Source organism: Amycolatopsis sp. lyj-112, assembly GCF_046549055.1.
GTDB lineage: Bacteria > Actinomycetota > Actinomycetes > Mycobacteriales > Pseudonocardiaceae > Amycolatopsis.
The window spans coordinates 381,507-403,715 of sequence record NZ_JAJPWS010000006.1 but is presented as its reverse complement, the minus strand read 5'-3'; the positions used below and the strand labels follow the sequence as shown (position 1 = coordinate 403,715).

Sequence of the window (22,209 nt, the reverse complement as noted above, 5' to 3'; positions counted from 1 at the left end):
GGCCACCTGGGGGAGGCCGGGCCCTACCGAAGACGGTTGCGCGGACGGTCCGGCGGCTCCTACGTTTTCGGAGCCGAACGATCGAAGGGCGGCCCGATGGACTTCCGGTACTGGCTCGGTCAGGCACTGAGCTCGAACGAGGCGTGGGCGGAGACGTTCGGCCCCGTCCAGCGGCATCCGTCGCTCGAGATCCCCGACGGGCGGTTCGAGACCGCGTTCGAGCGGCTCACCGAGCGGCTCAAGGACAACTACCCGTTCTTCCACCCGTCCTACGCGGGCCAGATGCTCAAACCGCCGCATCCGGCCGCGGTGGTGGGCTATCTGACCGCGATGCTGATCAACCCCAACAACCACGCGCTCGACGGCGGGCCCGCGACGGCCGAGATGGAACGCGAGGTCGTCGGTCAGCTGGCGACGATGTTCGGCTACACCGAGCATCTCGGGCACCTCACCACCAGCGGCACGGTGGCGAACCTGGAGGCGTTGTTCGTCGCCCGGGAACTGCACCCGGGCAAGGGGATCGCCTACAGCGCCGAGGCGCACTACACGCACGGCCGGATGTGCGGCGTGCTCGGCGTCGAGGGGCATACGGTGCCTGTGGACGGCCGGGGCGCGATGGACCCCGACGCGCTCGAAGACCTGTTACGTACCGGGAAGATCGGCACCGTGGTGCTCACCGCGGGCACCACGGCGCTCGGTGCGGTGGAACCGGTGCACGAGGCGATCGCGCTGCGCGAACGGTACGGCGTCCGCGTGCACGTCGACGCCGCCTACGGTGGGTTCTTCCGGCTTCTGTCCGGTTCGGACGGTCCGGAAGGACTGCCGGAGGCGCCGTGGCTCGCCATCGCCGAAGCCGATTCGATCGTCATCGACCCGCACAAGCACGGCCTCCAGCCCTATGGCTGCGGAGCGGTGCTGTTCAAGGATCCTTCGGCCGGCCGGTTCTATCTGCACGATTCGCCGTACACCTACTTCACTTCCGAAGACCTGCACCTCGGCGAGATCAGCCTGGAGTGCTCACGCGCCGGTGCGGCCGCCGCCGCGCTGTGGCTCACCTTCCAGGTGCTGCCCCCCACTCCCGACGGGCTGGGCCAGGTGCTCGCGGCCGGACGGCGCGCGGCCTTGCGGTGGGCGAAACTGCTGGAGGATTCCGACCGCTTCGGCCTCTACCAGCCGCCGGAACTCGACATCGTCGCGTACTTCCCGCGCACCGAACCGTTTTCGCTGTCGAAGATCGACGAAGCCAGCGCGCGGATCATGCGCAACGGAATGGCCGCGGCGAAGGATCCGGTGTACCTCAGCACGCTCCGGGTGAGCGACCGGCAGTTCGGTCTGCGTCACACCGGCGTCGGTGCGGATGCGGACGGCGCGAGGATCCTGCGTAGCGTACTGATGAAGCCCGAAAGCGAGGACCACGTCGACCGGCTCCACGAACGGCTGGAAGAGTTGTCCCGCGGCTGAGCCGAGCAGTACCGAATACCGCCGCAGACGAACGGAACATCCATGCCCGCACCAGGTCCCGCCGAATCCGTGACCGCCGAACGGACCCGGTCCCTCGGCAACGGATTCCGGCGGCGGCACGTCACCATGCTGGCCATCAGCGGCGCGATCGGCGCCGGCCTGTTCGTCGGCACCGGCGCGGGGATCAAGGCGGGCGGCCCCGGCATCCTGCTGTCCTATGTGGTCGCGGGCCTGCTCATGGTGCTCATCATGCGCATGCTCGGTGAGATGGCGGTCACCGAGCCGAGCAGCGGTTCGTTCTCGGTCTACGCGGAAAAGGCGCTGGGGCGCTGGGCCGGGTTCACCGTCGGCTGGCTCTACTGGTCGCTGCTGGTCGTCGTGGTGGCCGCCGAGGCCACCGCTGCGGCGTCGATCGCGAACGGGCTGCTGCCGGTGATTCCACAGTGGACCTGGGTACTGCTGTTCATGGCCGTGCTGACCGCGGTGAACCTGTTCGCCGTGCGGTCGTTCGGGGAATTCGAGTTCTGGTTCGGCGCGATCAAGGTGACCGCGGTGGTCGGCTTCCTCGTGCTCGGCACGCTGGCGGTGTTCGGGGTGCTGCCGGGGACGTCGCCGGTCGGTCTGAGCAACCTCACCGGGCACGGCGGTTTCCTGCCCAACGGGCTGCAGGGCGTGCTGACCGGACTGCTCGCGGTCGCGTTCTCCTTCGGTGGCATGGAGCTGGTCACCATCGCGGCCGCGGAGTCCGACGACCCGGCGGATTCGATCCGCCGCACCACCCGCACGGTCATCGTGCGGCTGCTGCTGTTCTACGTCGGCTCCGTCGCGCTGATGGTGCTGTTGCTGCCGTGGGAATCCGCGTCGGCCAACACCAGCCCGTTCGTCACGATCCTGGAGCAGATCGGGATCCCGTCGGCGGCCCTGCTGATGAGCTTCGTCGTGCTGACCTCGCTGCTTTCGGCGTTGAACGCGAACCTCTACGGCGCCTCGCGCATGGTGTTCTCCCTGGCCGAGCGAGGCGAAGCGCCCCGCGCGCTGCTGAGGCTTTCCGGCGCCGGGGTGCCCCGCACGGCGGTGCTGGTGTCGGTGGCCTTCGGTTTCGTGGCCGTGCTGCTGAACTTCCTCGCCCCGGAGCACGTACTGCCGTTCCTGCTGAACGCCATCGGGGCGAACATCCTGCTGGTGTGGATCTTCATCGCCGTCTCGCAGCTCAAGTTGCGCCGTGCCGCGGAACGCGACGGCTCGGCCGCGGACCTGCCGGTGCGGATGTGGGGCTTCCCCTGGCTCAGCTGGGTCGCGCTGATCGCGATGGCGGGCGTCCTGATTCTCATGTGGACGGACGGGGCCGCACGCACCCAGTTGTTCACCAGCGGCGCGGTGGCCGTGCTGATCCTGGTGATCGGGCTGCTCAGGCGACGTCGAGCACGGTGAACATCTCGCGCTCGACACGGCTCAGCGCCAGCCGGACGGCGCCGAGTGCCACCGAATCCTCGCCGAGCATCGACGTCTCCACGCGGACCGGGAACGGGCACAGCCGGGCGAGTTCGGCGCGCAGCGGCCCGATCAGCAGGTCCGCGAAGCGACCGCCGATCACCACCAGTTGCGCGTCCACGGTGAGCACCGTCGCGGCGATCCTGACGCGGAAGTCGGAGGCGTCCACGATGGCCTCGGCTTCGAAGATCTCGCCCGCCGCGCCGTGGTGGCCCGTGTGCAGTTTCCCGCCGAGCAGCAGTCCCAGCGCCACGGTCCGCCCGGCCCGCGCATAGACGACGTCGTCGGCGCCGTGCGCGGCCCCGCGCCAGTGTTCGGCGAGCGTCGAGAGCTGGGTTTCGTTCCCGGCCAGGACTCGGTACGCGCGCCCGGAGCCGAACTCCGAGGCCAGATCGAGGCCGGTCCAGCCCGGCAGCCGGTCACCGAGGACGACCTTGCCTTCGGCCACGACGCCGAGGGTGCCGATGCCGAGCACCCGCACGTTCACGAAGCCACCGACGGCGTCGCGGAGCACCTGGTGCGCGACGCGGAGACGTTCAGGGGCGCTCAGTTCCGGCGTCACGTCGGCCCTGGCCCGCCCGACGACGTCGCCGCGCAGATCGGCGACGAGACAGAGCGCCTTGTGCGCGCCGACTTCGAGCCCGGCGACATGTCCCGCGCCGGGGCGGAAGCGGTAGCGCTTGGCCGGCCTGCCGACCGGTCTCGGCGCGTCCGGCGCGAGAGGGACCTCCTCGACCAGGCCCAGATCGCCGAGGTCGGCGGCGATCTCTTCGACCGTCGGCCGGGAGACCTCGCTCGCCTTCACCAGTTCGGCGAGGGTGAGTTCCTCGGCCTCGTACAGCGACCGCAGGACCGCTGCGACATTGAGCCGCCGCAGCAGCGACGGATCCCCGCCGGACAGTCTGGCCATACGACTCCTCGGCTCAGGCGGTGACGCGCTGGTCGTACTGGGCGCGCGCGACGGCGATCTCGCCCTGGTGGTCCTCGGTCCAGGTGACCAGCGACTGGATGGTCTGGTGCAGCGTCATGCCCATCGGGGTCAGCTCGTAGTCGACCCGGGGCGGCACGACCGGATAGACGGTCCGGCGCACCAGGCCGTCGCGTTCGAGGTGACGCAGCGTGGTGGTGAGCATGCGCTGGCTGATGCCGTCGATCTTCTTGCGCAGTTCGGTGAACCGGAGCGTGTTCCGGTCGAGCAGCGCGATGACCAGGAGCGACCACTTGTCCGCCACCCTGTCCAGGATCTGGCGGACCTCGCAGTCCTCTCGCGTGTCCCACTGGAAGGCGTCGTAGTCCTCCTCGGTGAGCTCACAACGACTGAGTGAGTTCAAAGTGCCTTCTTCCATGGTCACCGATAGTGTCGGAAACTCTCCTTGGTTACAAGAGGGAACCGACAGGCCGATGAGTAACCAAGCCGGCCGACGGTCCCTTATTCGCTGAGGAGATCCGACCTTGACCACAACGCAATCGCCCCCGCGCGCCGCCGACCGGATGAGCGGGCGGGCCTGGGGCGTGCTCCTGGTGCTGTGCGGCGCCATCTTCCTGGAGGGCATCGACGTCGCCATGCTGAACGTGGCGTTGCCGTCCATCCGGGCCGAACTCGGCCTGTCGACGGCCACGCTGAGCGGCGTCGTCAGCGCGTACGTGCTCGGCTACGGCGGATTCATGCTGCTGGGCGGGCGGGCCGCGGACATGTACGGCCGGCGTCGCATGTTCCTGACCTGGCTGGTGGTGTTCCTCGTCTTCTCCGGGCTCGGCGGGTTCGCGACCGAGGGCTGGATGCTGCTGCTCGCGCGGTTCGTCACCGGTGTCGCGGCGGCCTTCATGACCCCGGCGGGCCTGTCGATCATCACCACGAGTTTCGAGGAGGGCCCGAAGCGCAACAAGGCACTGCTCGTCTATGCCGGCACGGGGGCGGGCGGTTTCTCGCTCGGCCTGGTCATCGGCGGGCTGCTGGCCAGGATCGACTGGCGATGGGTGTTCTTCACGCCGGTGATCCTGTCCGCCGTCATCCTGCTCGCCGCGTTGTGGCTGATCAAGAAACCGGTGGTACCGGTCCAGCGGGAGCGCGCTCCTCAGCGCGCGGACTTCGCCGGCGCGGTCACCGTCACCCTGGCGATGCTGCTGATCGCCTACGCGGTGGTCCGGCTGGAGCACCCCGGACGAGGCTGGGGCTGGACGCTCGCGTCCTTCGCCGGGGGAGTCGCCGCGCTGGCCGCCTTCGTGGCGATCGAACGCCGCACCGCCGCGCCGCTGGTGCGGCTGGGCATCCTGAAGTCGGGTCCGCTGGTGCGGGCCAACGTCAGCGCGCTGCTCTTCGCGGGCTCGTTCTTCGGGTTCCAGTTCCTTGTCACGCTGTACCTGCAGGAACTCCGGGGCTGGTCGACGCTGGAGACGAGCCTCGCTCTGCTGGCCGTCGGGATCGACGCGATCCTCGCGCCGACGCTGACCCCGAAGCTGGTGGCGAAGTTCGGCAACACCCGGGTGATCTTCGGCGGTCTCGTGCTCGCCGCCGTCGCTTATGGGCTCTTCCTGCCGGTCGGCCTGGATTGGACCTATGCGGCGATGTTCCCGTCGATGATCATTCTCGGGCTGGGTTTCGCCCTCGCATACGGACCGCTCACCATCGTCGCCACCGACGGGATCGCCGAAGACGAACAAGGACTGGCGGGCGGTCTGCTGTACACGGCCTTCCAGTTCGGTGCGGCGCTCGGGCTTTCCGCGGTGACCGCCGTCAACGTCGCCGCACTCGGCGAGGGCGGTACGCCGGAGGCAGCGCTCGGCGGGTTCCGGGCGGCCTTGCTCATCCCCCTGGTGCTGACCGTCATCGCCGTCTTCGTCACCGCCTCCGGACTCGGGCGGTCCGCGCGAACGCGGTGACGCCCGGCGATCGTCCGATCACTGAAAGTCTCATGTGGACAGTCGTGCCCGATTACCGGACGGATAAGCGTTCCCCGGCGTCCTGTTTCGGCGGATATGGGTTCTTTCCTGAACCGGATTGCCGTCAGTAGCAGGGGTTTCACCATTATTGATCCATTCAGGTGATCCACTGACGAGCAATGGTGACCCGTGTTAGCCTGCGGCTGCTTGTTCTTCAGCAGTCTGGCGCTTGGGCAGGGGAGCCCGCGCCATCTGGGGTCACGAAACATCGTGGTGGGAACCGCTGGGGAATAGGCTCACTTTTCACTGCCGATTTCCTGCGGTTTCGCAGGTATCGGCATGGGTCATCCAGGGGGCATTTTGGAATCGTTCCGGGAGCTCGTGAGAGTCGCGGGCAGCGAGCGGAGACTCCGGCGGGGTTTGCGTAAAGAACTGGTGCGCCTCGGGGTCGATCGCCCGGTCGGCATGGTAGAACTCTGCCGCGTCCTGGGGGAAAGCCGGGGCAGGGCGATCCGGCTCGTCCCCTTCCCGATGGAGGTGCCGGGGCCCTACGGGCTGTGGATGAGCACGGCCTCCGCCGACTACATCGTGTTCCAGGCCGAAACGACCAAAGTTCACCAAGAACACATCATCGCGCATGAACTCGGCCACATTCTCGCCGGTCACCAGGGGGAAGAGGACGATGAGGAAATATGGGCGCGGCTGATGCCGGACATCGCTCCGGGCGTATTACGACGGTTGTTGAAAAGAACACATTACGACTCCGCCCAGGAACGTGAGGCGGAGACGATCGCGACCCTATTGCTCGAACGGTCGCTGGTCGCCGGGCTGGTCACCGGCCCCGGCCATTCCCTCAAGGCCCGGCGGATGCAGCGCGCCCTGGGTGATTCCCGGAGCTGGTTGTGAGCCTGGCGAAGGAATTCCTCGTCGTCGCGCTCGTCTGGTTCACCGTCCGCCTGCTGCGCTCGCCGCGTGACCTCGCGATCGGTGTGCTCGTCGGCTGCCTGGTGCTGCGGCTGGTGAGCGCGCCGTCGACCATCGTTGCGATCCACGAGTTCGCCGGCGGGACCCTCAACGCCGGGAACGTGAAGCTGGTCCAGAACGTCCTGCTCGACATCAGCTGGTTCTGCCTGCTGCTGTTCTTCCTTCTTTCCGCAGGGGGAACCCGGCGCCGCGCCTGGGTGGAGGCCCTAGTGCTGGCCGCTGTCTGTGTGACGTCGGCGATCTCGATGCTCGCGATCCCGGCGGACGTCCGTGCGCAGGATTTCGCCGCCGGATCGGCGCTACCGCAGGCCTTTCCCGAACCGGAGATGGCCTGGTTCTACCTGATCGACGCCGGTTATGGCGCGTACGTCACGTTGCAGGCGGGGGCGTGGGCTCTGCGTGACGCGGCCGAATCGCCGCCGCGGGTCCGCTGGGGCCTGCGGGTCGCCACGGCAGGGCTGGTGCTCCTGGCGGCGAGCGCGGCGGGACGGTTCACCGCGGTGGTCGTCCGCTGGACCGGCGGTGAGGTTTCCGCCGGTGCGCTGGCCTGGACGAATTCGTTCGTCCACATCGGAGTCATCCTGTTCATGGCAGGCATCACCCTGGTCGGGATCCTGGCGGCGATCACCGCGTCGTGGGTGTGGCTGCGGAACCGGCGCCGGTACCAGGACCTCCGTCCACTGTGGGATCAGCTGCACGATGTCTTCCCCGACGACGCTTTGTACGCCGCTCCGAACCACGCCTGGCTCGACAGGGTCGCGTTCTGGCGGGTGCACCGCCGGTACTGGCGCCGGGTCGTCGAGATCCGGGACGGGCTGGTGCGGTTGAGCCCGTACCTGGCCGACTGCGGGTTCACCGGCCGCGAAGAGCGAGGGAAACCACCGCCGGACATCTTCCGCGAGGCGTTGACGAGGGTGCGCTCGGGGGAGCGGCCGACCTCGCGTCACGCCGTGCTGGTCGCCAGGCCGGACCGGCCGGATCTCGAGGCCGACGTCGGCGAACTCGTCGCGTTGTCCAGGGCGCTGAAGGCCTGATCAGGTGGGTGTCCGATTTTCACCCAGATGCACGAAGTCGAAAATCGGCCCTTCATCTCAGTTGGTGGACGGGGTGATGGCGTCTATACTCCGGTCCATGGGGGGACCTGCTCCGGCACACAGACATCGTGCGGCTCGGGTTCGGTGGAGCCCGGCGATGTTCCTTGGAGGGAAGCATGTCCCGGCAGGAGAATCCAGGTCGGAGCCTGGCCGAAAAACTTGATCACCTGTTCGCGAACGTCACTCGTCGCAACGGTCACGAGTTCAGTTACGAGGAGGTCGCCTCCGCCATCACGGCCGCGGGGGTGACGATCTCCCAGAGCTATGTTTGGCAGCTGCGCAAGGGAAAGAAGGACAATCCCACGCTCAAGCACCTGCAGGGCCTGGCGGACTTCTTCGGCGTGCCGGTCACGTACTTCTTCAACGAGGACGTGAGCGACCGCGTGGACCGGCAGCTGGAATTTCTGCGGGCGGAACAGGCGCGGCTGCGGGAGATGGTGGACACCGACGAGGTCCGCCTGATGGCCATGCGCGCCGGCGAACTCACGACCGATCGCCGCGAACTGGTGAAGAACCTGCTCGACGTCGTCTGGCGTGATCAGCAGGCGATGCGGGAGCGAGAGTCCGAACAGGACTGACGGTTGCCGTTGCCCTGCTGGGATTTTTGCCCCCGGGATACCTGTCGGAGACCCGAAATTCACTCAGGAAAATCGGACTTATCCCCCCATCTGTTCTTGTGGGTCGACACGATGGGGTGACGTCCTCTAGGCTCGCGGGCAAGAGTTCTTGGTGTGGAACGAGAGTCGACTCGCGTCCCTCAGCTCCATGCTGTGGCTTTCTGGGGGCACAAAGAAATGTATTTGAAATTTACACCGACAATAGCCGAAGGCGACCCGGCACGGGCCTATCCCAGTGCCGAATTGGTCGCACTGCAAGGTTTCTTAACAGAATGTGAACAAGGGAACGCGGTGGCCGCGGTGGTCACCGGTACCGCGGCCAGCGGTAAAAGCGAACTGTTACAAGCGTTCACCGAACTGTGCGCCGAAGCGGATGCCACGGTATTGAGCGCGCTTTGCGTGGAAGCGGAGAAAGACCTTCCTTTCGCGGCGGTCCTGCAGCTCTTCCACAGTCCGGCGCTTCCGCCGGCCCTGCGCGGGAGAGCGACGGAACTCCTGGCGGAGGCGGAACGAGCCGGGCTGACCGGGCGGCCGAGCACGCAGCTCATGCTCGACCTGTTCGACCTCGTCCGCGACCTGGCCGACACGCGCCCGGTCGTCGTCACGGTCGACGACTTCCACCACGTGGACACCCCGTCTCTGCACTGGCTCGTGTTCCTCATGCGCCGGATGCGGACGATGAAGGTCGTCGTCGTGCTCACGGAGTCCTTGTCCGCCAAGCAGTCCCTGCCGCTGCTCGGCGCCGAGTTCCTCCGGCTGCCGCACTGCCGCCGGATTCGCCTGAAGCCCTTGGGAAAGGACGAGATCGCGGGTCTCGTCCCACTCGACGGGAATACCGGTGAAGCGAACACCCTAGTAACGAGCCTGCATCAGCTCAGCGGCGGCAACCCGTTGCTGGCACAGGCTTTACTCGAAGATCTCCGGGTTTCGGGCATCCCCCTCGCGCCCGAAACCCGGCCGATCCCCGGTGACAACTACCACCAGGCGGTGGCCGCGTGCCTGCAGCGCGGCGACCAGGACACCCGGGCGCTCGCCGGGGTGCTCGCGGTACTGGGCAAGAGCGAGGCGGTGTGCCTCGCCGTGCGGGTGGCCGGAATCGACCAGCACACCGCGGGGCGCGCGATCACCCTGCTGCATCAGGTGGGCCTGCTCGACGCGGGCCGGTTCCGGCATCCGATGACGGTGACGGCGGTCCTCGCCGACGTCCCCGTTCCGGAGCGGGCGCACCTGCACGAGCGCGCGGCCGTGCTCCTGCACGAGGACGGCGCCAGTGTGCTGGACGTGGCCCGTCATCTCGTCGCGGCGGACCGCGCCGGGCAGCCGTGGGCGATCACGGTGCTGCGCAACGCGGCCGAACTGGCCATGGCGGACAACAAGACGTCGTTCGCCGTGCAGTGCCTGAAACTCGCCTGCCGGGTGAGTGACGACGAGGCACTCGTGATCGAGATGGTGACCCAGCTGGCCGGTCTCGAATGGCGGAACAACCCGGCCATCGGAGCCGCCCATCTCGACCGGCTGTACGAGGTGTTCCGCGCCGGTGAGCTGCCCGTCCGTGCGGCGGCGATCCTGGTGCGGTTCCTGCTCTGGCACGGCCGGGCCGCTGAGGCCACCGAGGTCCTCGACAGTCTCGGCGAGACGGACGGGGACGGTGACGAGCGCACCGAGGCGGAACTGCGGATCACGCGGCTGTTCATCCTCTGTTCGTATCCCACGCTGCGGGGCAAGCTGCCGCAGCCGACGGCGGCCGAACGCGTGCCCGCGCGGTCCTACGATCCGAACGTCCAAGCCGCGATGTCACTGGGCCGGATCGTCACGAGCGGCCCGGACGACGACGCCATCGCTTCGGCCGAGCACGTGCTGAAGAGCATCCAGCTCGGCGACACGATGGTCGAATCCGTGCGCAGCGCGCTGTTCGCGCTCATCTACGCGGACAGGCTGGACAAGGCTGTCCCGTGGTGCGACCTGCTGCAGCAGGAGGCCGCCGACTGCGACGCGCCGAGCTGGCAGGCCGTCTTCGCCGCGGCGAGGGCGGAAATGGCGCTGCGCCAAGGCGATCTGGTGACGGCGGAGAAGCAGGCCAAGGCCGCGCTGACCTACATCTCCCCGCAGAGCTGGGGGGTCGCCGTCGGGGTGCCGCTGGCCACGCTGTGCCTGGCGGCGGCCGGGATGGGCAAGTTCGAGGAGGCGGCCGCGCATATCAATCAGCCGGTGCCCGCCTCGATGCTGCAGACCCGGTTCGGCCTGCACTACCTGCGTGCCCGCGGCCGGCTGTACCTGGAGACCGACCGCGTGCACGCGGCATTGGGCGATTTCGTCCTGTGCGGTGAGCTGAGCAAGAGGTGGGACTTCGATCTGCCGGTGCTGGTGCCGTGGCGCAGTGACACGGCGGAGGCGTATCTCCGGCTCGGCAGGCCGGACAAGGCCAGGGCGCTGAACGAGGAGCAACTGACGAAGCTCACCACCTCGACGTCGCATGTGCGCGGGATTTCCTTGCGGCTCAAGGCGAAGATGGCCGAGCCGCAGAAGCGTCCCGAGTTGCTCCGCGAGGCGGTGAAGATCTTCCAGGCCGGCGGGATCCGGCTCGAACTCGCCCGCGCGCTCGGCGACCTCAGTCGCGCGCACTACACGCTGGCGGAATCGGGCCGGGCGCGCACCGTGGCGCGGCAGGCCTGGCATATCGCGAAGGGTTGCCACGCCGAGGTGATCTGCCGGGATCTGCGACCCGACGGCAACGGCGGTGACGAGCATGCGGCCCCGGCCGCGCTCGAATCCGCCGAGTTGACGGCGGAACGGGAGCTGATCGAGTCGCTGAGCGAAGCCGAACGCAGGGTCGCCGGGCTGGCGTCGTTGGGGCATACCAACCGGGCGATCGCGAGCAAGCTCTACATCACGGTGAGCACCGTCGAGCAGCACCTGACCCGGGTGTACCGCAAGCTGGACGTGAACCGCCGCCGGGATCTGCCGTCCTGGCTGCAGGTCTCGGTCGCGAACAGCGCCTGAGGACGACGAAAAGGGCGGGTGGCGATCAGCCGATCGCCACCCGCCCTTTCGGCGTGCGCCTCATTTCACCGCGGTCACGGCCGCCATCGTGGTGGCCCACCAGTAAGTGCAGTCGGCCGGAGGACGCAGATCGCGGACGACCTCCACCCGGAACGAACTGAAGTGCTCGAACAGCGCGCGCTGGTGAGCGCGGCTCAGCGAGTCGATCTCGTTGGTGTAGTAGGAGAAGATCCCGCCCGGCCGGAGGTGCGCGGCCGCGTGCTCGAAGAAGTCGGCCGCGAGGACGATCGCCTTCGGGCCGAGTGTCCGGACGAATTCCCGTTCATCGGTCGGATACGTGTCGTACAGGATCGCGTCATACTGACCCAAGCCGCTCAGCACGTCCTGCCAGGCGCCGAGTTCCAGCCGGATGTCACGCTCGGGCCATTGCTCACGCCATTTCTCGAACTCCGCCTTGACCTCGGCGTTGATTTCGATCAGCGTATGCGACCTGACTCCGGCCTCCTGGACATAGGTGGCCGAAATGCCCATGCCGAAACCGACTTCGAGGACGTCCCCACCGTGGGCGGCGGCGTTCTCCGCCAGCACCTTCATCAACGGCTGCTCCCAGTTCTGCATCACCTGCTGACCCTGGATGAGCAGTTGCGAAGGATCGCTGTAGTCCGCGCCGCTGTCTTCCCAGTCCTTCCGGATCAACGGACGAGGGGAGCCCTCGACGAACTCCTGCTGGATGGTGTCCAGGTGCTCGAGGTCGCTCGCGAACTCGAACACCGCGCGGCCGAGCAGGAGATTACGCTGGCCGGGTCCTTTGGCCCGTAGGAAGTCCTCCCGCTGGGGGCTCACCGTGATCTCGAATTCCTTGAACTTTCGCTGCATTGCCTCACGGTAACCGGGAATCGGGCGGGGTCTCCGAAATGCAGGGGGTACGTTCGCGGAGAGCGGCGCTCATCGCGGGAATAGGGGTTCATGAATAGGGGGTGAGAGTTTCGTTCACGGCGCCGGGCCGATGTTCGGAATGTGGTAGGAACTTCCCATGCCGGGGGAATCGAAGAACCAGGACGACAGCCGCGGTGCGCGCACGCGCTCCCTTGTTTCGCTGATCGCCGACATCGCCGTACCGATGGTCGTCTACTACGTGCTCGTCGCTTTCGGCTGGAGCAGCGGATCCGCCTTGGTCGCGGCCACGATCGCGATCGGCGTCCTCGTGCTCGCCGTCGCCCTGAAAGACCGGAAGGTCGACGGATTCGGCATTTTCGTGCTCGTCGTCTGCGCGGTCACCCTGCTGGTTTCCCTGGTGAGCGGCGACGAACGCGTCCTGCTCGCGAAGGACCCCGCCACCAGTGGCCTGGCCGGACTCGTCTTCCTGGGCAGCATCTTTCTCGGCAGGCCCGTGACCTTCTTCATCTCACGGCGTATCCGGGCGCTTTCCCCGGCCCGCAAGGCGAGTTGGGACCGGCTCTACGCGGCGGAAGCCGATTTCCGGCGCATGCACCGGGTTTCGACCCTGGGCTGGGGCATCGTCCTCGTGGCCGAGGCGGTCGTCCGGCTCACCCTGATCTACCTGCTGCCGGTCAGCGTGATGGTCGCCCTCTCCACCGCGATCGAACTGGTCGCGATCACCGGCGTCGTCGTCTGGACCGTCTGGTACCGGCGCCGCTCCGCCGGCGGCAATCTGGAGAAGGCGCTCCGCTCGGCGGTTTCCGTACCTGCGGCCGTCTAAAAAGGACCTAGGGGCGCGTAGGGGCGTTTCAGGGGTTGGCGCTTTCCCGGCCCCGCCGTAATTTCCGGGTGAACCAGTGTGGCACCGATGACCAGGGAGATCTGCCACGATGACTTCAGCCGGCTCCGCCCCGCCCTTGACCACGCTCTGTCCCGATTTCCCGTTCGCCTATGACGATTGGCTCGCACATCCGGCCGGCCTCGGTGAAGTTCCCGCCGAAGCGCTCGGCCAAGAGATCGCCGTCGTCGGCGGTGGGATCTCCGGGGTGGTGGCCGCGTACGAACTCCTGCGCCTCGGCCTGAAACCGGTGGTCTACGAGGCCGGCCAGATCGGCGGCCGGATGCGTTCGGTGCCGCTGGCCGGAGAGGCGGGCGCGGTGGCGGAAATGGGCGCGATGCGGTTCCCGCCCTCGGCCACGACGTTGTACCGCTACCTCGACGAGGTCGCGCTGGAGACCAAGCCGTTCGCGAACCCGTTGTCCAGCAGCACTTCCACCACGGTGATCAACCTGGACGGTGTCACCTACCGGGCCCGGACCCCGGCCGACCTGCCGTCGGTGTTCCACGAGGTCGACGACGCCTGGCACAAGGCGTTGCAGGAACTGGCCGATCTGTCCACGATGCACGACGCCATCCGGTGGCGGGACACCGCGACGGTGAAGGCGATCTGGAACCGGCTGCTGCCCGAACTCGACGACCAGTCGTTCTACGGGTTCATCTCCCGGTCGACGGCGTTCGCGTCGTTCCGGCACCGCGAGATCTTCGGCCAGGTCGGCTTCGGTACCGGCGGCTGGGACACGGACTTCCCCAATTCGGTGCTGGAGATCCTGCGCGTGATCTACACCGGGGTCGAGGAGGGGCCGCGCCGGATCGTCGGCGGCTGCCAGCAACTCCCGACGCGGCTCTGGGCACACCAGCCGGCGTCGCCGCGGTACTGGCCCGAGGGGACATCGGTCGCGTCACTCCACAAGGGATCGCCGAGGCCCGCCGTCGTCGGGCTCCGGCCCGCCGGTGACGGGTTCGCCGTCGAGGACGTGAACGGTGAGGTGCGGCACTACCCGGCCGTGCTGTTCACCGCCCAGCACCGGGTCCTGCTCACCAAGATCTCCGGCGCGCGCCCGTTGCTGCCCGCGAACGTGTGGACCGCGCTCGAACGCACGCACTACATGGGTTCGTCGAAGCTGTTCGTCCCGGTCGACCGGCCGTTCTGGCACGACCTCGATCCCCGCACCGGCGAGGAACTGATGGGGATGACGCTGACCGACCGGACCCCGCGCAGTGTCTACCTGTTCGACGACGGCCCGGATTCCCCGGCCGCGCTTTGCCTGTCCTACACGTGGAACGACGATTCGCTCAAGTTCGCCACGCTCACGCCCCAGGCCCGGCTCGAACTGGCGCTGGACGCGCTGGCCGACATCTATCCCGGGGTGGACATCCGCTCGCACATCATCGGTGATCCGGTCACGATCACCTGGGAGAACGAGCCGAACTTCCAGGGCGCGTTCAAGGCGAACCTGCCCGGTCACTATCGCTACCAGCGCCGCCTGTTCACCCATTTCCGCCAGGACGATCTGCCGTCGTCGCAGCGTGGCCTGTTCCTCGCGGGCGACGACATCTCGTGGATGGGCGGCTTCGCCGAGGGCGCGATCACCAGTGCGCTCAACGCGGTGTGGGGAACGGTGCGGCATCTGGGTGGGGCCACCCATCCCGAGAACCCCGGTCCTGGTGACGTTTTCGACGCCATCGCGCCGTTCGAGCTTCCCGAAGCCTGACAGTCCTTAGTAGACAATCCGGTATAGGCGACAAGGCCTGGCCCGGCAAGTGGGGGTGACTTGCCGGACCAGGCGGGGACGGACAGCGCTCAGCCCACGTAGCTGGGAGCCTGAGCCTGCCGGAGTACCTTGGCCCGGTAGACCCAGACCCCCGCGGTGCGGAAGATGACCATCGTCAGCGCCATGGTGACGAAGAACGCGGACACCCCGCCGGCGTCTATCCCGGTGTCCATCAGGAACTTCCCGAAGTTCGCGGCGAACGAGTGGCTGTGCTCGAGGGTGTAGACGAAGATGAGCCGTCCGACCAGGACGAAGAGCCAGAGTCCCAGGTAGACCCATCCCGCTCGCGTGTAGACGGCGGATTTGTCGCGGTCCCACTCGACTTTCGTACCTTTCAGCAGGCCCCAGCCGATGGCGATACCCGCCGCGATGCCGACAAGTCCGGCCATACTGTTCGGTGTGGTCAGCTTGAGGTCGTAGAGGACCGCCCAGCCCACCAGCGCGCACGTGAAGAACGGCAGGATCAGGATGACCAGGTGGGCCTTGTGGCGACCGATGTGCGTGAACAGCACCAGCGCCAGCAGTACGCCGCTCAGGATGAGGGCGTTTCGCATGGCTTCACTCATGAAAACTCCTTCGAAAGTCTCCCCATCCGGCAGTTGAATGCCGGTGACACTGCGAAGATTAGGGCGGCGCGGCGAAAGGAACATCCGCGCGCGGGTGGGATTCCGGGTGTAGATCCGGTCCACCTCGAGGTGGAGGTGCCATGATGCAGTCATGGTCGAAGAAGTGCCTCCTGTCCGGATAGTGATCGCCGAGGATCAGGCGGCGGTACGCGAAGGGCTGGCCCTGCTGGTGGGCACGGTCGCCGGGATCACCGTGGTCGGCCAGGCGCCCGACGGCGACGTCGCGGTGCGGCTCGCCGGGGAACTGCGCCCGGACGTCGTGCTGATGGACCTGAGCATGCCGAGGTGCGACGGCGTGGAGGCGACCCGGCGGATCAAGGAGAACCACCCGGAAATCGAGATCGTCGTGCTGACCACGTATGCCGACGACGACTGGGTGCTGCGCGCGCTGGAGGCCGGCGCGCTGGGCTATCTCACCAAATCGGCGAACAAGCACGAAATCGGGCGCGCGATCCACGCCGCGGCCGCCGGGCAGGCCTTGCTCGACCCGCAGGTGCAGCGCCGCGTGCTGGGAGCGGCCGCCGCCCCCGCCGCACCGCCGCCGTCGCCACCGGAAGACGAAGCCAGGCTCACCAAACGGGAAGTCCACGTGCTGACCCTGATCGCCGCCGGGCGCAACAACAAGGAGATCGCCGCGGAACTGTTCGTCAGCGAGACGACGGTCAAGAGCCATATCAACCGGATCTTCGCCAAGACCGGCAGCCGCGACCGCGCGCAGGCCGTTCGCTATGCCTACCAAGCGGGCTACGTCGAGAAGGACTAGCCGCGCTTCGGGCACCGCACTCGCGTGATCAAGCACCGCACTCGCGTGATCAGAGGCGGAACTCACGTGGTCAGACGACGTACACACGAGTGCGGCGTCCAGTCACGTGAGTTCCGCCTCTGATCACCTGAGTCACGCCTCTGATCACGCGAGTCACGCCTTCGACCTAGCCGGGCACGCGGGCGGAGACGTCCCAGAATCGGTGGCCCGGTTCGCCGCCCAGGCCGGTGACCAGGCTGCCGTCGACCAGTTCGATCCGCTCCCGCATACCGGTCAGGCCGTACCCCGGCGCGCGATCGGGATCAGGCACTGAATCGATGGCATTGCGGACATGCAGGCGGACCTCGCCTTCCGGGTACGTGAGTTCGACGCTCACCGCCTTGCCCGTGGCGTGTTTCCCGGCGTTGGTCAGGGCTTCCCGGCAGATCCGCAGCAGGGCGATCGTCGCGGCCGAAGGCAGATCCCGGTGCTCGCCCACGAGGGTGAATTCGGCCGCGGTGTCGTGTTCGCGGCGGAAAGTGCGGACCAGGTCGCTCAAAGCGTCCGGCAGCGCGCGGACGTCCTCGCGGAGCGCGGCCACCGCATCCCGGACGTCGCTGAGTCCCTGGTCGGCCAGGCTCTGGGAAAGCGCGAGCGAACGCAGCGCGCCCGGTGTGTCGTTCTCCTCGACCAGCAGGGTGTGCATGACCTCGAGCTGGACACGCAGCGCGCCGAGGGAATGCGCGACGACGTCGTGGATCTCGCGCGCGATACGGGTCCGCTCGTCGAGGGTGGCCGCCCGGACGCCTTGGGTGTGCGCCAGCCGTTCCTGCTGCAGCAAGCGTTCCGCCTGCGCGACACGGGCCAGATGCCCCCGGCGGGTGAACCCGACCAGCACCACGATGACGAGGGCGCCGAGCGCGCCGAGCCAGGCGCCCGACGGGCGGTGCCCGAGCAGGCTGGAGACCACGATCGCGGCGGCGTCGAAGGTCATCAGCGCGATGATCGCCACCGTGCCCGGTTCCAGCCGGGAGGCGAACGCGGCCAGGGCGATGCAGGTCATGATCACCGCGGTGCCGTCGGTGGCGGCACCGGCGCCGAACGCGGGCACCGCCGTCGACAGCGCGAGCAGGACCAGCGCGGGGCGGGGGAACCGTTCGTTGAGCGCCACCGAAAGCAGCCAGCTCGCCGAGGACACCGCGTAGAGCGCCCACAGCCAGCCGGACCCCGAAGGCACCGTCGCCGTCAGCTGGGTGACGGCGAGCAGCGCGGTACCGGCGGCCGGCGCCGCCCACCTCCAGCGCCGCTCGCGTTCGCTGACTTCGAACTCGTCGGCCCCTGCTTCCGTCATGGGCTTGATCGTAGAGGCTTCGGTTCTTTTCGATTGACCGTGATCATTCCGGGGGTGGAAATCCGGTCACCGTTGGTACGAGGTTGATCTCCGAGGGTTGTTCCCGCCGGAAGCGGGCGGTTAGTGTTCGCCGAGGCGAAAGAATGCGGTCACCTTGGCCCTCGCGCCGAACTCATCCCTTTTCGGAGGAATACCACGATGACCGCTCGGAGTGGCGGCGCCGCGAACTGGGTCCGCGTTTTTCATCCCGGCGGGCCGTCGGCACCGCGATTGGTATGCCTGCCCGATGCGGGCGAGGCCGCGAATGCGTTCTTCCCGCTTTCCGGCGCGCTCGCGCCCGAGGTCGAAGTACTCGCCATGCAATATCCCGGTCGGCAGGACCGGGCCGCCGAACCGTGTGCGCGGGATATCGCGGAATTAGCCGATCAGGTGACCCACGCGCTCAGCCCGTGGGACGCGGACCCGGTCGCGGTGTACGGCCACGGGATGGGCGCGCTCGTAGGGTTCGAGGTCGCCCGGCGTCTCGAGCAGGTGCTCACCGGGAGTCCGGCGGCGTTGATCGTGTCCGGCTGCCGGGCCCCGTCCCGGCCCCGCGAAGTGGGTCTTCACCTGCTCTCCGACCACGACCTCGTCGTGGAGTTGTCCTCGGCGGGCGAAGCCACGGCACCTCAGGACGAGGTGCTGCTCAAGGCCGCTTTGCCGGTCATCCGGGCCGATTTCCGGGCGTTCGCCGCCTATCGCCCCGAGCCGTCGCCACCGCTGCGCTGCCCGGTCACCGTGCTCGTGGGCGACAGCGATCCGACGGTGTCGATCGACGAGGCGCGGGCCTGGCACGAACACACCACCGGCGCCTTCGACTTTCAAGTCTTCCCCGGTGGCCACAGCTGCCTGGACGCCCAGCGGGAGGAACTCGCCGAGGCCGTCGCGGCGGTGATCGAGGGAAACCGCTGGTGAAACGCCGAAAGGCCTCCCGCTCGGCAGCGGGGAGGCCTTTCGACGTACGAGCCGGGGGATCAGCGCTGCTGCATGCCGCCGCTGATGGCCTTCGTCCCGCCGACGCGGGCGGACAGCACCAGCGTCAGTGCCATCAGGTTCGCACCGAGCGACAGCAGGATGGTGCCGCCGCCGGAGGTCAGCGTCGCGCCGGCGAAATGCCCGATCACGCCGAGGATCCCGCGGACCAGCAGCAGGCCCACCCAGACCGCCAGGCCCAGGGCGCCGATCCGCTGGAAGATCTTGTCCCCGCGCCGCTGGAGCTGGGTCATCGCGCCCATCACCGCTCCGCCCAGCAGCGAGACGAGCAGGCCCACGCCCAGGAAGACGATGTCGGTGGCGCTGATCGACGCGTCCAGGTGCCGCATCTGGATGACGCCGATCGCGACCAGCGTGAGCGGGCCACCCCAGATTTCGACGTTCTCCAGCGGCTTCCAGCTCATGCGCTGGTAGATCACGTAGATCACGACCCCGATGGCGACCGCGATGTTGATCAGCGTGCTGGTGTCCACTGCGCACTCTCCTCGGCTGTGGGCGACCGGTTTCTTCGGTATCGCTTCAGAGCGTAGGAGGCGGGGCCTCGGGCGACGACCAACCACGGGTTGACGTCCGGGTGGAATTCTCCGCTCCACCCGGCCGGGTCGCCCCTGATTAGGGGTGGGCTCCGGTCGCTAGGGGTTGTTGGCCCGCGGAACCCGATTCTAGGGTCGGAAACATCGGCCGGGTTGGAATTCCCTCGTCCCGAGCGGCTATCGCGATCGAAATCGTTCGTGCGGAATTCGCAGCCGGATTTCGCCGCCTGAAAGGTGTCTCGCGTTGCATTCCTACCAAGTGGCCGTCGTCGGTGCCGGATATGTCGGCCTGACCACCGCGGCGTGTCTCGCCTCGCTGGGGCACCGGGTCAGGTGCACCGATTCCGACCGGGCCAAGCTCGACCGGCTCCGGCGGGGTGAAGTCGACATTCTGGAAAAGGACCTGCCCGAACTGGTCGCCGAAGGCATCGCCGCGGGCAGGCTCACGTTCGTCGCGTCCGCCGCCGACGCGGTGGCCGACGCGGAAGCGGTCTTCCTCTGCGTGCCGACGCCGATGGGGGAGGGCGGGATGGCCGACCTCTCCGCCGTCATCGCCGTGGCGACCGAGGTCCGCGACGTGCTTTCGGTGGGGTGCGTGCTGGTGAACAAATCGACCGTGCCCGTCGGCACCGCTGCCCGGGTCGCCACGCTGCTGGGCAGGCCCGATATCGCGGTGGTGAGCAATCCGGAGTTCCTCCGCGAGGGCACCGCCGTCCACGACTTCCTGAACCCGGACCGCATCGTCGTCGGTTCGGACACCCGCGGCCCGGCCGAACGGGTCGCCGCGCTCTACGCCCGTCTGGGCGCGCCCACGGTGCTGACCGACGCGGCCAGCGCGGAGATGGTGAAGTACGCCGCCAACTGCTTCCTGGCCACGAAACTGTCCTATGTGAACGCCATCGCCGAATTGTGCGAGCGGCTGAACGCCGACATCGGCGACGTCACCGAGGGCATGGGCTACGACCGCCGGATCGGGCCGACGTTCCTCTCGCCGGGGCCCGGCTGGGGCGGATCGTGCCTGCCCAAGGACACCATGGCGCTCAAGCAGGTCGCCGACGTCGCGGGCTTCGGCTTCGGCCTGCTCGACGAGGTCATCGCCGGCAACGCGCAGCAGGCCGTCCGGGTCGTCGAGCGGGTCGCCGTCGCTTGTGGACGCGAACCCGGCGCCGAGCTGACCGGGCTTCGGATCGGCCTGCTTGGGCTGACCTTCAAGGCCAACACCAACGATCTGCGGGATTCGCCGGCGCTCAGTGTCGCCCGGCTGCTCGCCGCGCGCGGCGCCGAACTGACCGGCTACGACCCGGGTCTCACCGGCAACGAACCGCCGATCGACGGGGTACGCGTGGTCGACGACCCCTACTACGTCGCGAAAGACGCGGCGGCCTTGGTGCTGCTGACCGAATGGCCGCAGTTCCGCGCGCTCGACTGGCCGCGGATCGCCGGGCTTCTCGAAGGCGCTGTCGTGATCGATACCCGCAACCACCTCGACCCCGACGCGCTGAGCCGCTCCGGGATCGCGTGGCGCGGCTTCGGCAGGCCGCCGGTCGACCCGGTTCTCGTTCCCTGAACATCCTCAAAGGACAGACACGAAAGGTGGACCCCATGCGGGTTTTGTGCACCGTGACGGGCTCGCAGGGCCACGCGCGGGCGGTGCTGCCGCTGGCGCGCGCGGCGGCGAAGGCGGGCCACGAGGTCCTGGTCGTCACCCCGCCGGAGCTCGCCGACGTCTTCGAGCCGGGGCTGATGCGGATCGAGCCGGTGCTGCCGGGGATGGTCGAAGCGATCGGCCGGATGGTCCAGGAACGCGAACAGGCCGAAGCGGGCGGCGCCCCGCGCAGGAAGCTGGACACGCGCGAGCAGCTGATCGCCACCGCGAGCGGCCCGCACGTCACCACCGCCTACCAGAAGCTTTACCCGCTGGCCAAAGAGTTCCAGCCGGACGTCGTACTGCGTGACGGCGCCGAACTGTCCGGCGCGCTGGTCGCCGAGCAACTCGGCGTTCCCTACATCAGCGCACCTTCGGGCGCCGGCAACATGATCGACCCGGCCGGCCTGGTGGATCCGCTGAACGAGCGGCGCCAGGAACTGGGCCTGGCCTCGGAACCGGACGCCGGGATGGTGCACCGGTACGGCCGGTTCGACTGCCTCCCGGTCGCTTCTTCGTTCGCGGCCTTCGACCTGGGCGAGCCGTTCACGTATCGCCAGCCGTCCGAAGTGGCCACCGGCGAGGTGCTCCCGCCGGAGATCGCCGCGCTGCCCACGGACCGGCCGCTCGTCCTCGCGTCGGTGGGGACCGCGCTCCCGATGCTCGGCGCGTTCAAGGCGTTCAACATCGAGCCGCCCGAAGAGATGGAAGACCCGGACGTCACCGTGCGGGCCCTCATCGGCGGTCTGTCCCGGGTGGACTGCTCCGCCGTCGTGGCGACCGCCGGTTTCCCGATCGGCGACGTCGAGGTCGGCGAGAACGTACTCGTGGTCGAGCGCATGCCGCAGCCGCTGCTGCTCGAATGCGCGCAGCTGTTCCTCACCCACGCCGGGTACAACAGCATCCGCGAGTCGCTTCGCGCCGGGGTGCCGATGGCGGCGCTGCCGCAGTTCGGTGACCAGCCGCACAACGCGAAGCGGATCGAGGAACTCGGGTTCGGCAAGCAGATCCCGGCCACCACACCGGAAGCCGTCGCCGAAACCTGCCGCGCCGTGCTGGCGGACGCGTCGATCGCCGCGACCGTCGCCCGCGCCCAGCGGCGGAGCCTGACCCTGCCCGGGGTCGAAGCCGCGGTGGCGCACCTGGAGTCCCTCGCACGGGGCTGACTAGGGGGCCTAAGGGGTGTCGGCGCGTCTCGGCCG

At 68.2% G+C, this 22,209-nt stretch carries 19 protein-coding genes; 13 read left to right on the top strand and 6 right to left on the bottom strand.

Annotated elements, in window-relative coordinates:
- The first annotated feature begins 96 nt into the window (after nucleotides 1-96).
- Entirely contained in the window at nucleotides 97-1,461 is a 1,365-nt protein-coding gene (locus tag ACLJRL_RS22685; protein ID WP_410658243.1) for a pyridoxal phosphate-dependent decarboxylase family protein, read from the top strand.
- Between the two features lie 42 nt (nucleotides 1,462-1,503).
- Nucleotides 1,504-2,892, top strand: coding sequence for an amino acid permease (locus ACLJRL_RS22680; protein ID WP_410658242.1), 1,389 nt, complete (start codon nucleotides 1,504-1,506; stop codon nucleotides 2,890-2,892).
- Here ACLJRL_RS22680 and ACLJRL_RS22675 read toward each other — a convergent pair.
- Together ACLJRL_RS22675 and ACLJRL_RS22670 are read right to left on the bottom strand one after the other, a co-directional pair.
- A complete protein-coding gene (locus tag ACLJRL_RS22675) occupies nucleotides 2,870-3,862 on the bottom strand; it encodes an ROK family transcriptional regulator (RefSeq protein ID WP_410658241.1) in 993 nt (330 codons plus the stop codon). The genes ACLJRL_RS22680 and ACLJRL_RS22675 overlap by 23 nt on opposite strands.
- Before the next feature lie 13 nt (nucleotides 3,863-3,875).
- Nucleotides 3,876-4,298, bottom strand: a complete 423-nt coding sequence (locus ACLJRL_RS22670; protein WP_410658240.1) for a winged helix-turn-helix transcriptional regulator — start codon at nucleotides 4,296-4,298, stop codon at nucleotides 3,876-3,878.
- 145 nt (nucleotides 4,299-4,443) lie between these two features.
- Between ACLJRL_RS22670 and ACLJRL_RS22665 the strand changes: the two genes are divergently transcribed.
- The 5 genes from ACLJRL_RS22665 (at nucleotide 4,444) to ACLJRL_RS22645 (ending at nucleotide 11,527) form a co-directional block, all read left to right on the top strand.
- Nucleotides 4,444-5,832 carry an MFS transporter gene (locus ACLJRL_RS22665; RefSeq protein WP_410658303.1) on the top strand — a complete coding sequence of 463 codons (1,389 nt, stop codon included), beginning with the start codon at nucleotides 4,444-4,446 and terminating at the stop codon, nucleotides 5,830-5,832.
- 420 nt (nucleotides 5,833-6,252) lie between these two features.
- On the top strand, nucleotides 6,253-6,738 hold the full coding sequence (locus ACLJRL_RS22660; RefSeq protein ID WP_410658239.1) for a hypothetical protein: 486 nt from the start codon (nucleotides 6,253-6,255) through the stop codon (nucleotides 6,736-6,738).
- A complete protein-coding gene (locus ACLJRL_RS22655) occupies nucleotides 6,735-7,850 on the top strand; it encodes an MAB_1171c family putative transporter (RefSeq protein WP_410658238.1) in 1,116 nt (371 codons plus the stop codon). The genes ACLJRL_RS22660 and ACLJRL_RS22655 overlap by 4 nt, the downstream gene beginning before the upstream one ends.
- A gap of 176 nt (nucleotides 7,851-8,026) precedes the next feature.
- Nucleotides 8,027-8,488, top strand: coding sequence for a helix-turn-helix domain-containing protein (locus ACLJRL_RS22650; RefSeq protein WP_410658237.1), 462 nt, complete (start codon nucleotides 8,027-8,029; stop codon nucleotides 8,486-8,488).
- A gap of 216 nt (nucleotides 8,489-8,704) precedes the next feature.
- Nucleotides 8,705-11,527 (top strand): helix-turn-helix transcriptional regulator, encoded by a 2,823-nt coding sequence (locus ACLJRL_RS22645; RefSeq protein ID WP_410658302.1) that lies wholly within the window; start codon nucleotides 8,705-8,707, stop codon nucleotides 11,525-11,527.
- Nucleotides 11,528-11,587: 60 nt separating this feature from the next.
- Here the strand turns inward: ACLJRL_RS22645 and ACLJRL_RS22640 are convergent, their stop codons facing one another.
- A complete protein-coding gene (locus tag ACLJRL_RS22640) occupies nucleotides 11,588-12,403 on the bottom strand; it encodes a class I SAM-dependent methyltransferase (protein WP_410658236.1) in 816 nt (271 codons plus the stop codon).
- A 157-nt stretch (nucleotides 12,404-12,560) separates the two neighbouring features.
- Between ACLJRL_RS22640 and ACLJRL_RS22635 the strand changes: the two genes are divergently transcribed.
- A complete protein-coding gene (locus ACLJRL_RS22635; RefSeq protein WP_410658235.1) occupies nucleotides 12,561-13,247 on the top strand; it encodes a VC0807 family protein in 687 nt (228 codons plus the stop codon).
- Between the two features lie 109 nt (nucleotides 13,248-13,356).
- Entirely contained in the window at nucleotides 13,357-15,018 is a 1,662-nt protein-coding gene (locus tag ACLJRL_RS22630) for a flavin monoamine oxidase family protein (protein WP_410658234.1), read from the top strand.
- 89 nt (nucleotides 15,019-15,107) lie between these two features.
- On the opposite strand, the gene ACLJRL_RS22625 is transcribed toward ACLJRL_RS22630, so the two are convergent.
- On the bottom strand, nucleotides 15,108-15,644 hold the full coding sequence (locus ACLJRL_RS22625) for a DUF1453 domain-containing protein (RefSeq protein ID WP_410658233.1): 537 nt from the start codon (nucleotides 15,642-15,644) through the stop codon (nucleotides 15,108-15,110).
- Between the two features lie 151 nt (nucleotides 15,645-15,795).
- Between ACLJRL_RS22625 and ACLJRL_RS22620 the strand changes: the two genes are divergently transcribed.
- Nucleotides 15,796-16,467, top strand: a complete 672-nt coding sequence (locus tag ACLJRL_RS22620) for a response regulator (protein ID WP_410658232.1) — start codon at nucleotides 15,796-15,798, stop codon at nucleotides 16,465-16,467.
- 166 nt (nucleotides 16,468-16,633) lie between these two features.
- Here the strand turns inward: ACLJRL_RS22620 and ACLJRL_RS22615 are convergent, their stop codons facing one another.
- Complete coding sequence (locus ACLJRL_RS22615) at nucleotides 16,634-17,797, bottom strand: sensor histidine kinase (RefSeq protein WP_410658231.1); 1,164 nt, start codon at nucleotides 17,795-17,797, stop codon at nucleotides 16,634-16,636.
- 198 nt (nucleotides 17,798-17,995) lie between these two features.
- Here ACLJRL_RS22615 and ACLJRL_RS22610 point away from each other — a divergent pair, with 198 nt between their 5' ends.
- Complete coding sequence (locus ACLJRL_RS22610) at nucleotides 17,996-18,751, top strand: thioesterase II family protein (protein ID WP_410658230.1); 756 nt, start codon at nucleotides 17,996-17,998, stop codon at nucleotides 18,749-18,751.
- Nucleotides 18,752-18,810: 59 nt separating this feature from the next.
- On the opposite strand, the gene ACLJRL_RS22605 is transcribed toward ACLJRL_RS22610, so the two are convergent.
- Nucleotides 18,811-19,302, bottom strand: coding sequence for a hypothetical protein (locus ACLJRL_RS22605; RefSeq protein ID WP_410658229.1), 492 nt, complete (start codon nucleotides 19,300-19,302; stop codon nucleotides 18,811-18,813).
- A 304-nt stretch (nucleotides 19,303-19,606) separates the two neighbouring features.
- On the opposite strand from ACLJRL_RS22605, the gene ACLJRL_RS22600 reads away from it, so the two are divergent.
- Both ACLJRL_RS22600 and ACLJRL_RS22595 read left to right on the top strand, forming a co-directional pair.
- Nucleotides 19,607-20,929, top strand: a complete 1,323-nt coding sequence (locus ACLJRL_RS22600; RefSeq protein WP_410658228.1) for a UDP-glucose dehydrogenase family protein — start codon at nucleotides 19,607-19,609, stop codon at nucleotides 20,927-20,929.
- A 35-nt stretch (nucleotides 20,930-20,964) separates the two neighbouring features.
- A complete protein-coding gene (locus tag ACLJRL_RS22595) occupies nucleotides 20,965-22,173 on the top strand; it encodes a glycosyltransferase (protein WP_410658227.1) in 1,209 nt (402 codons plus the stop codon).
- The last annotated feature ends 36 nt before the right edge of the window (nucleotides 22,174-22,209 follow it).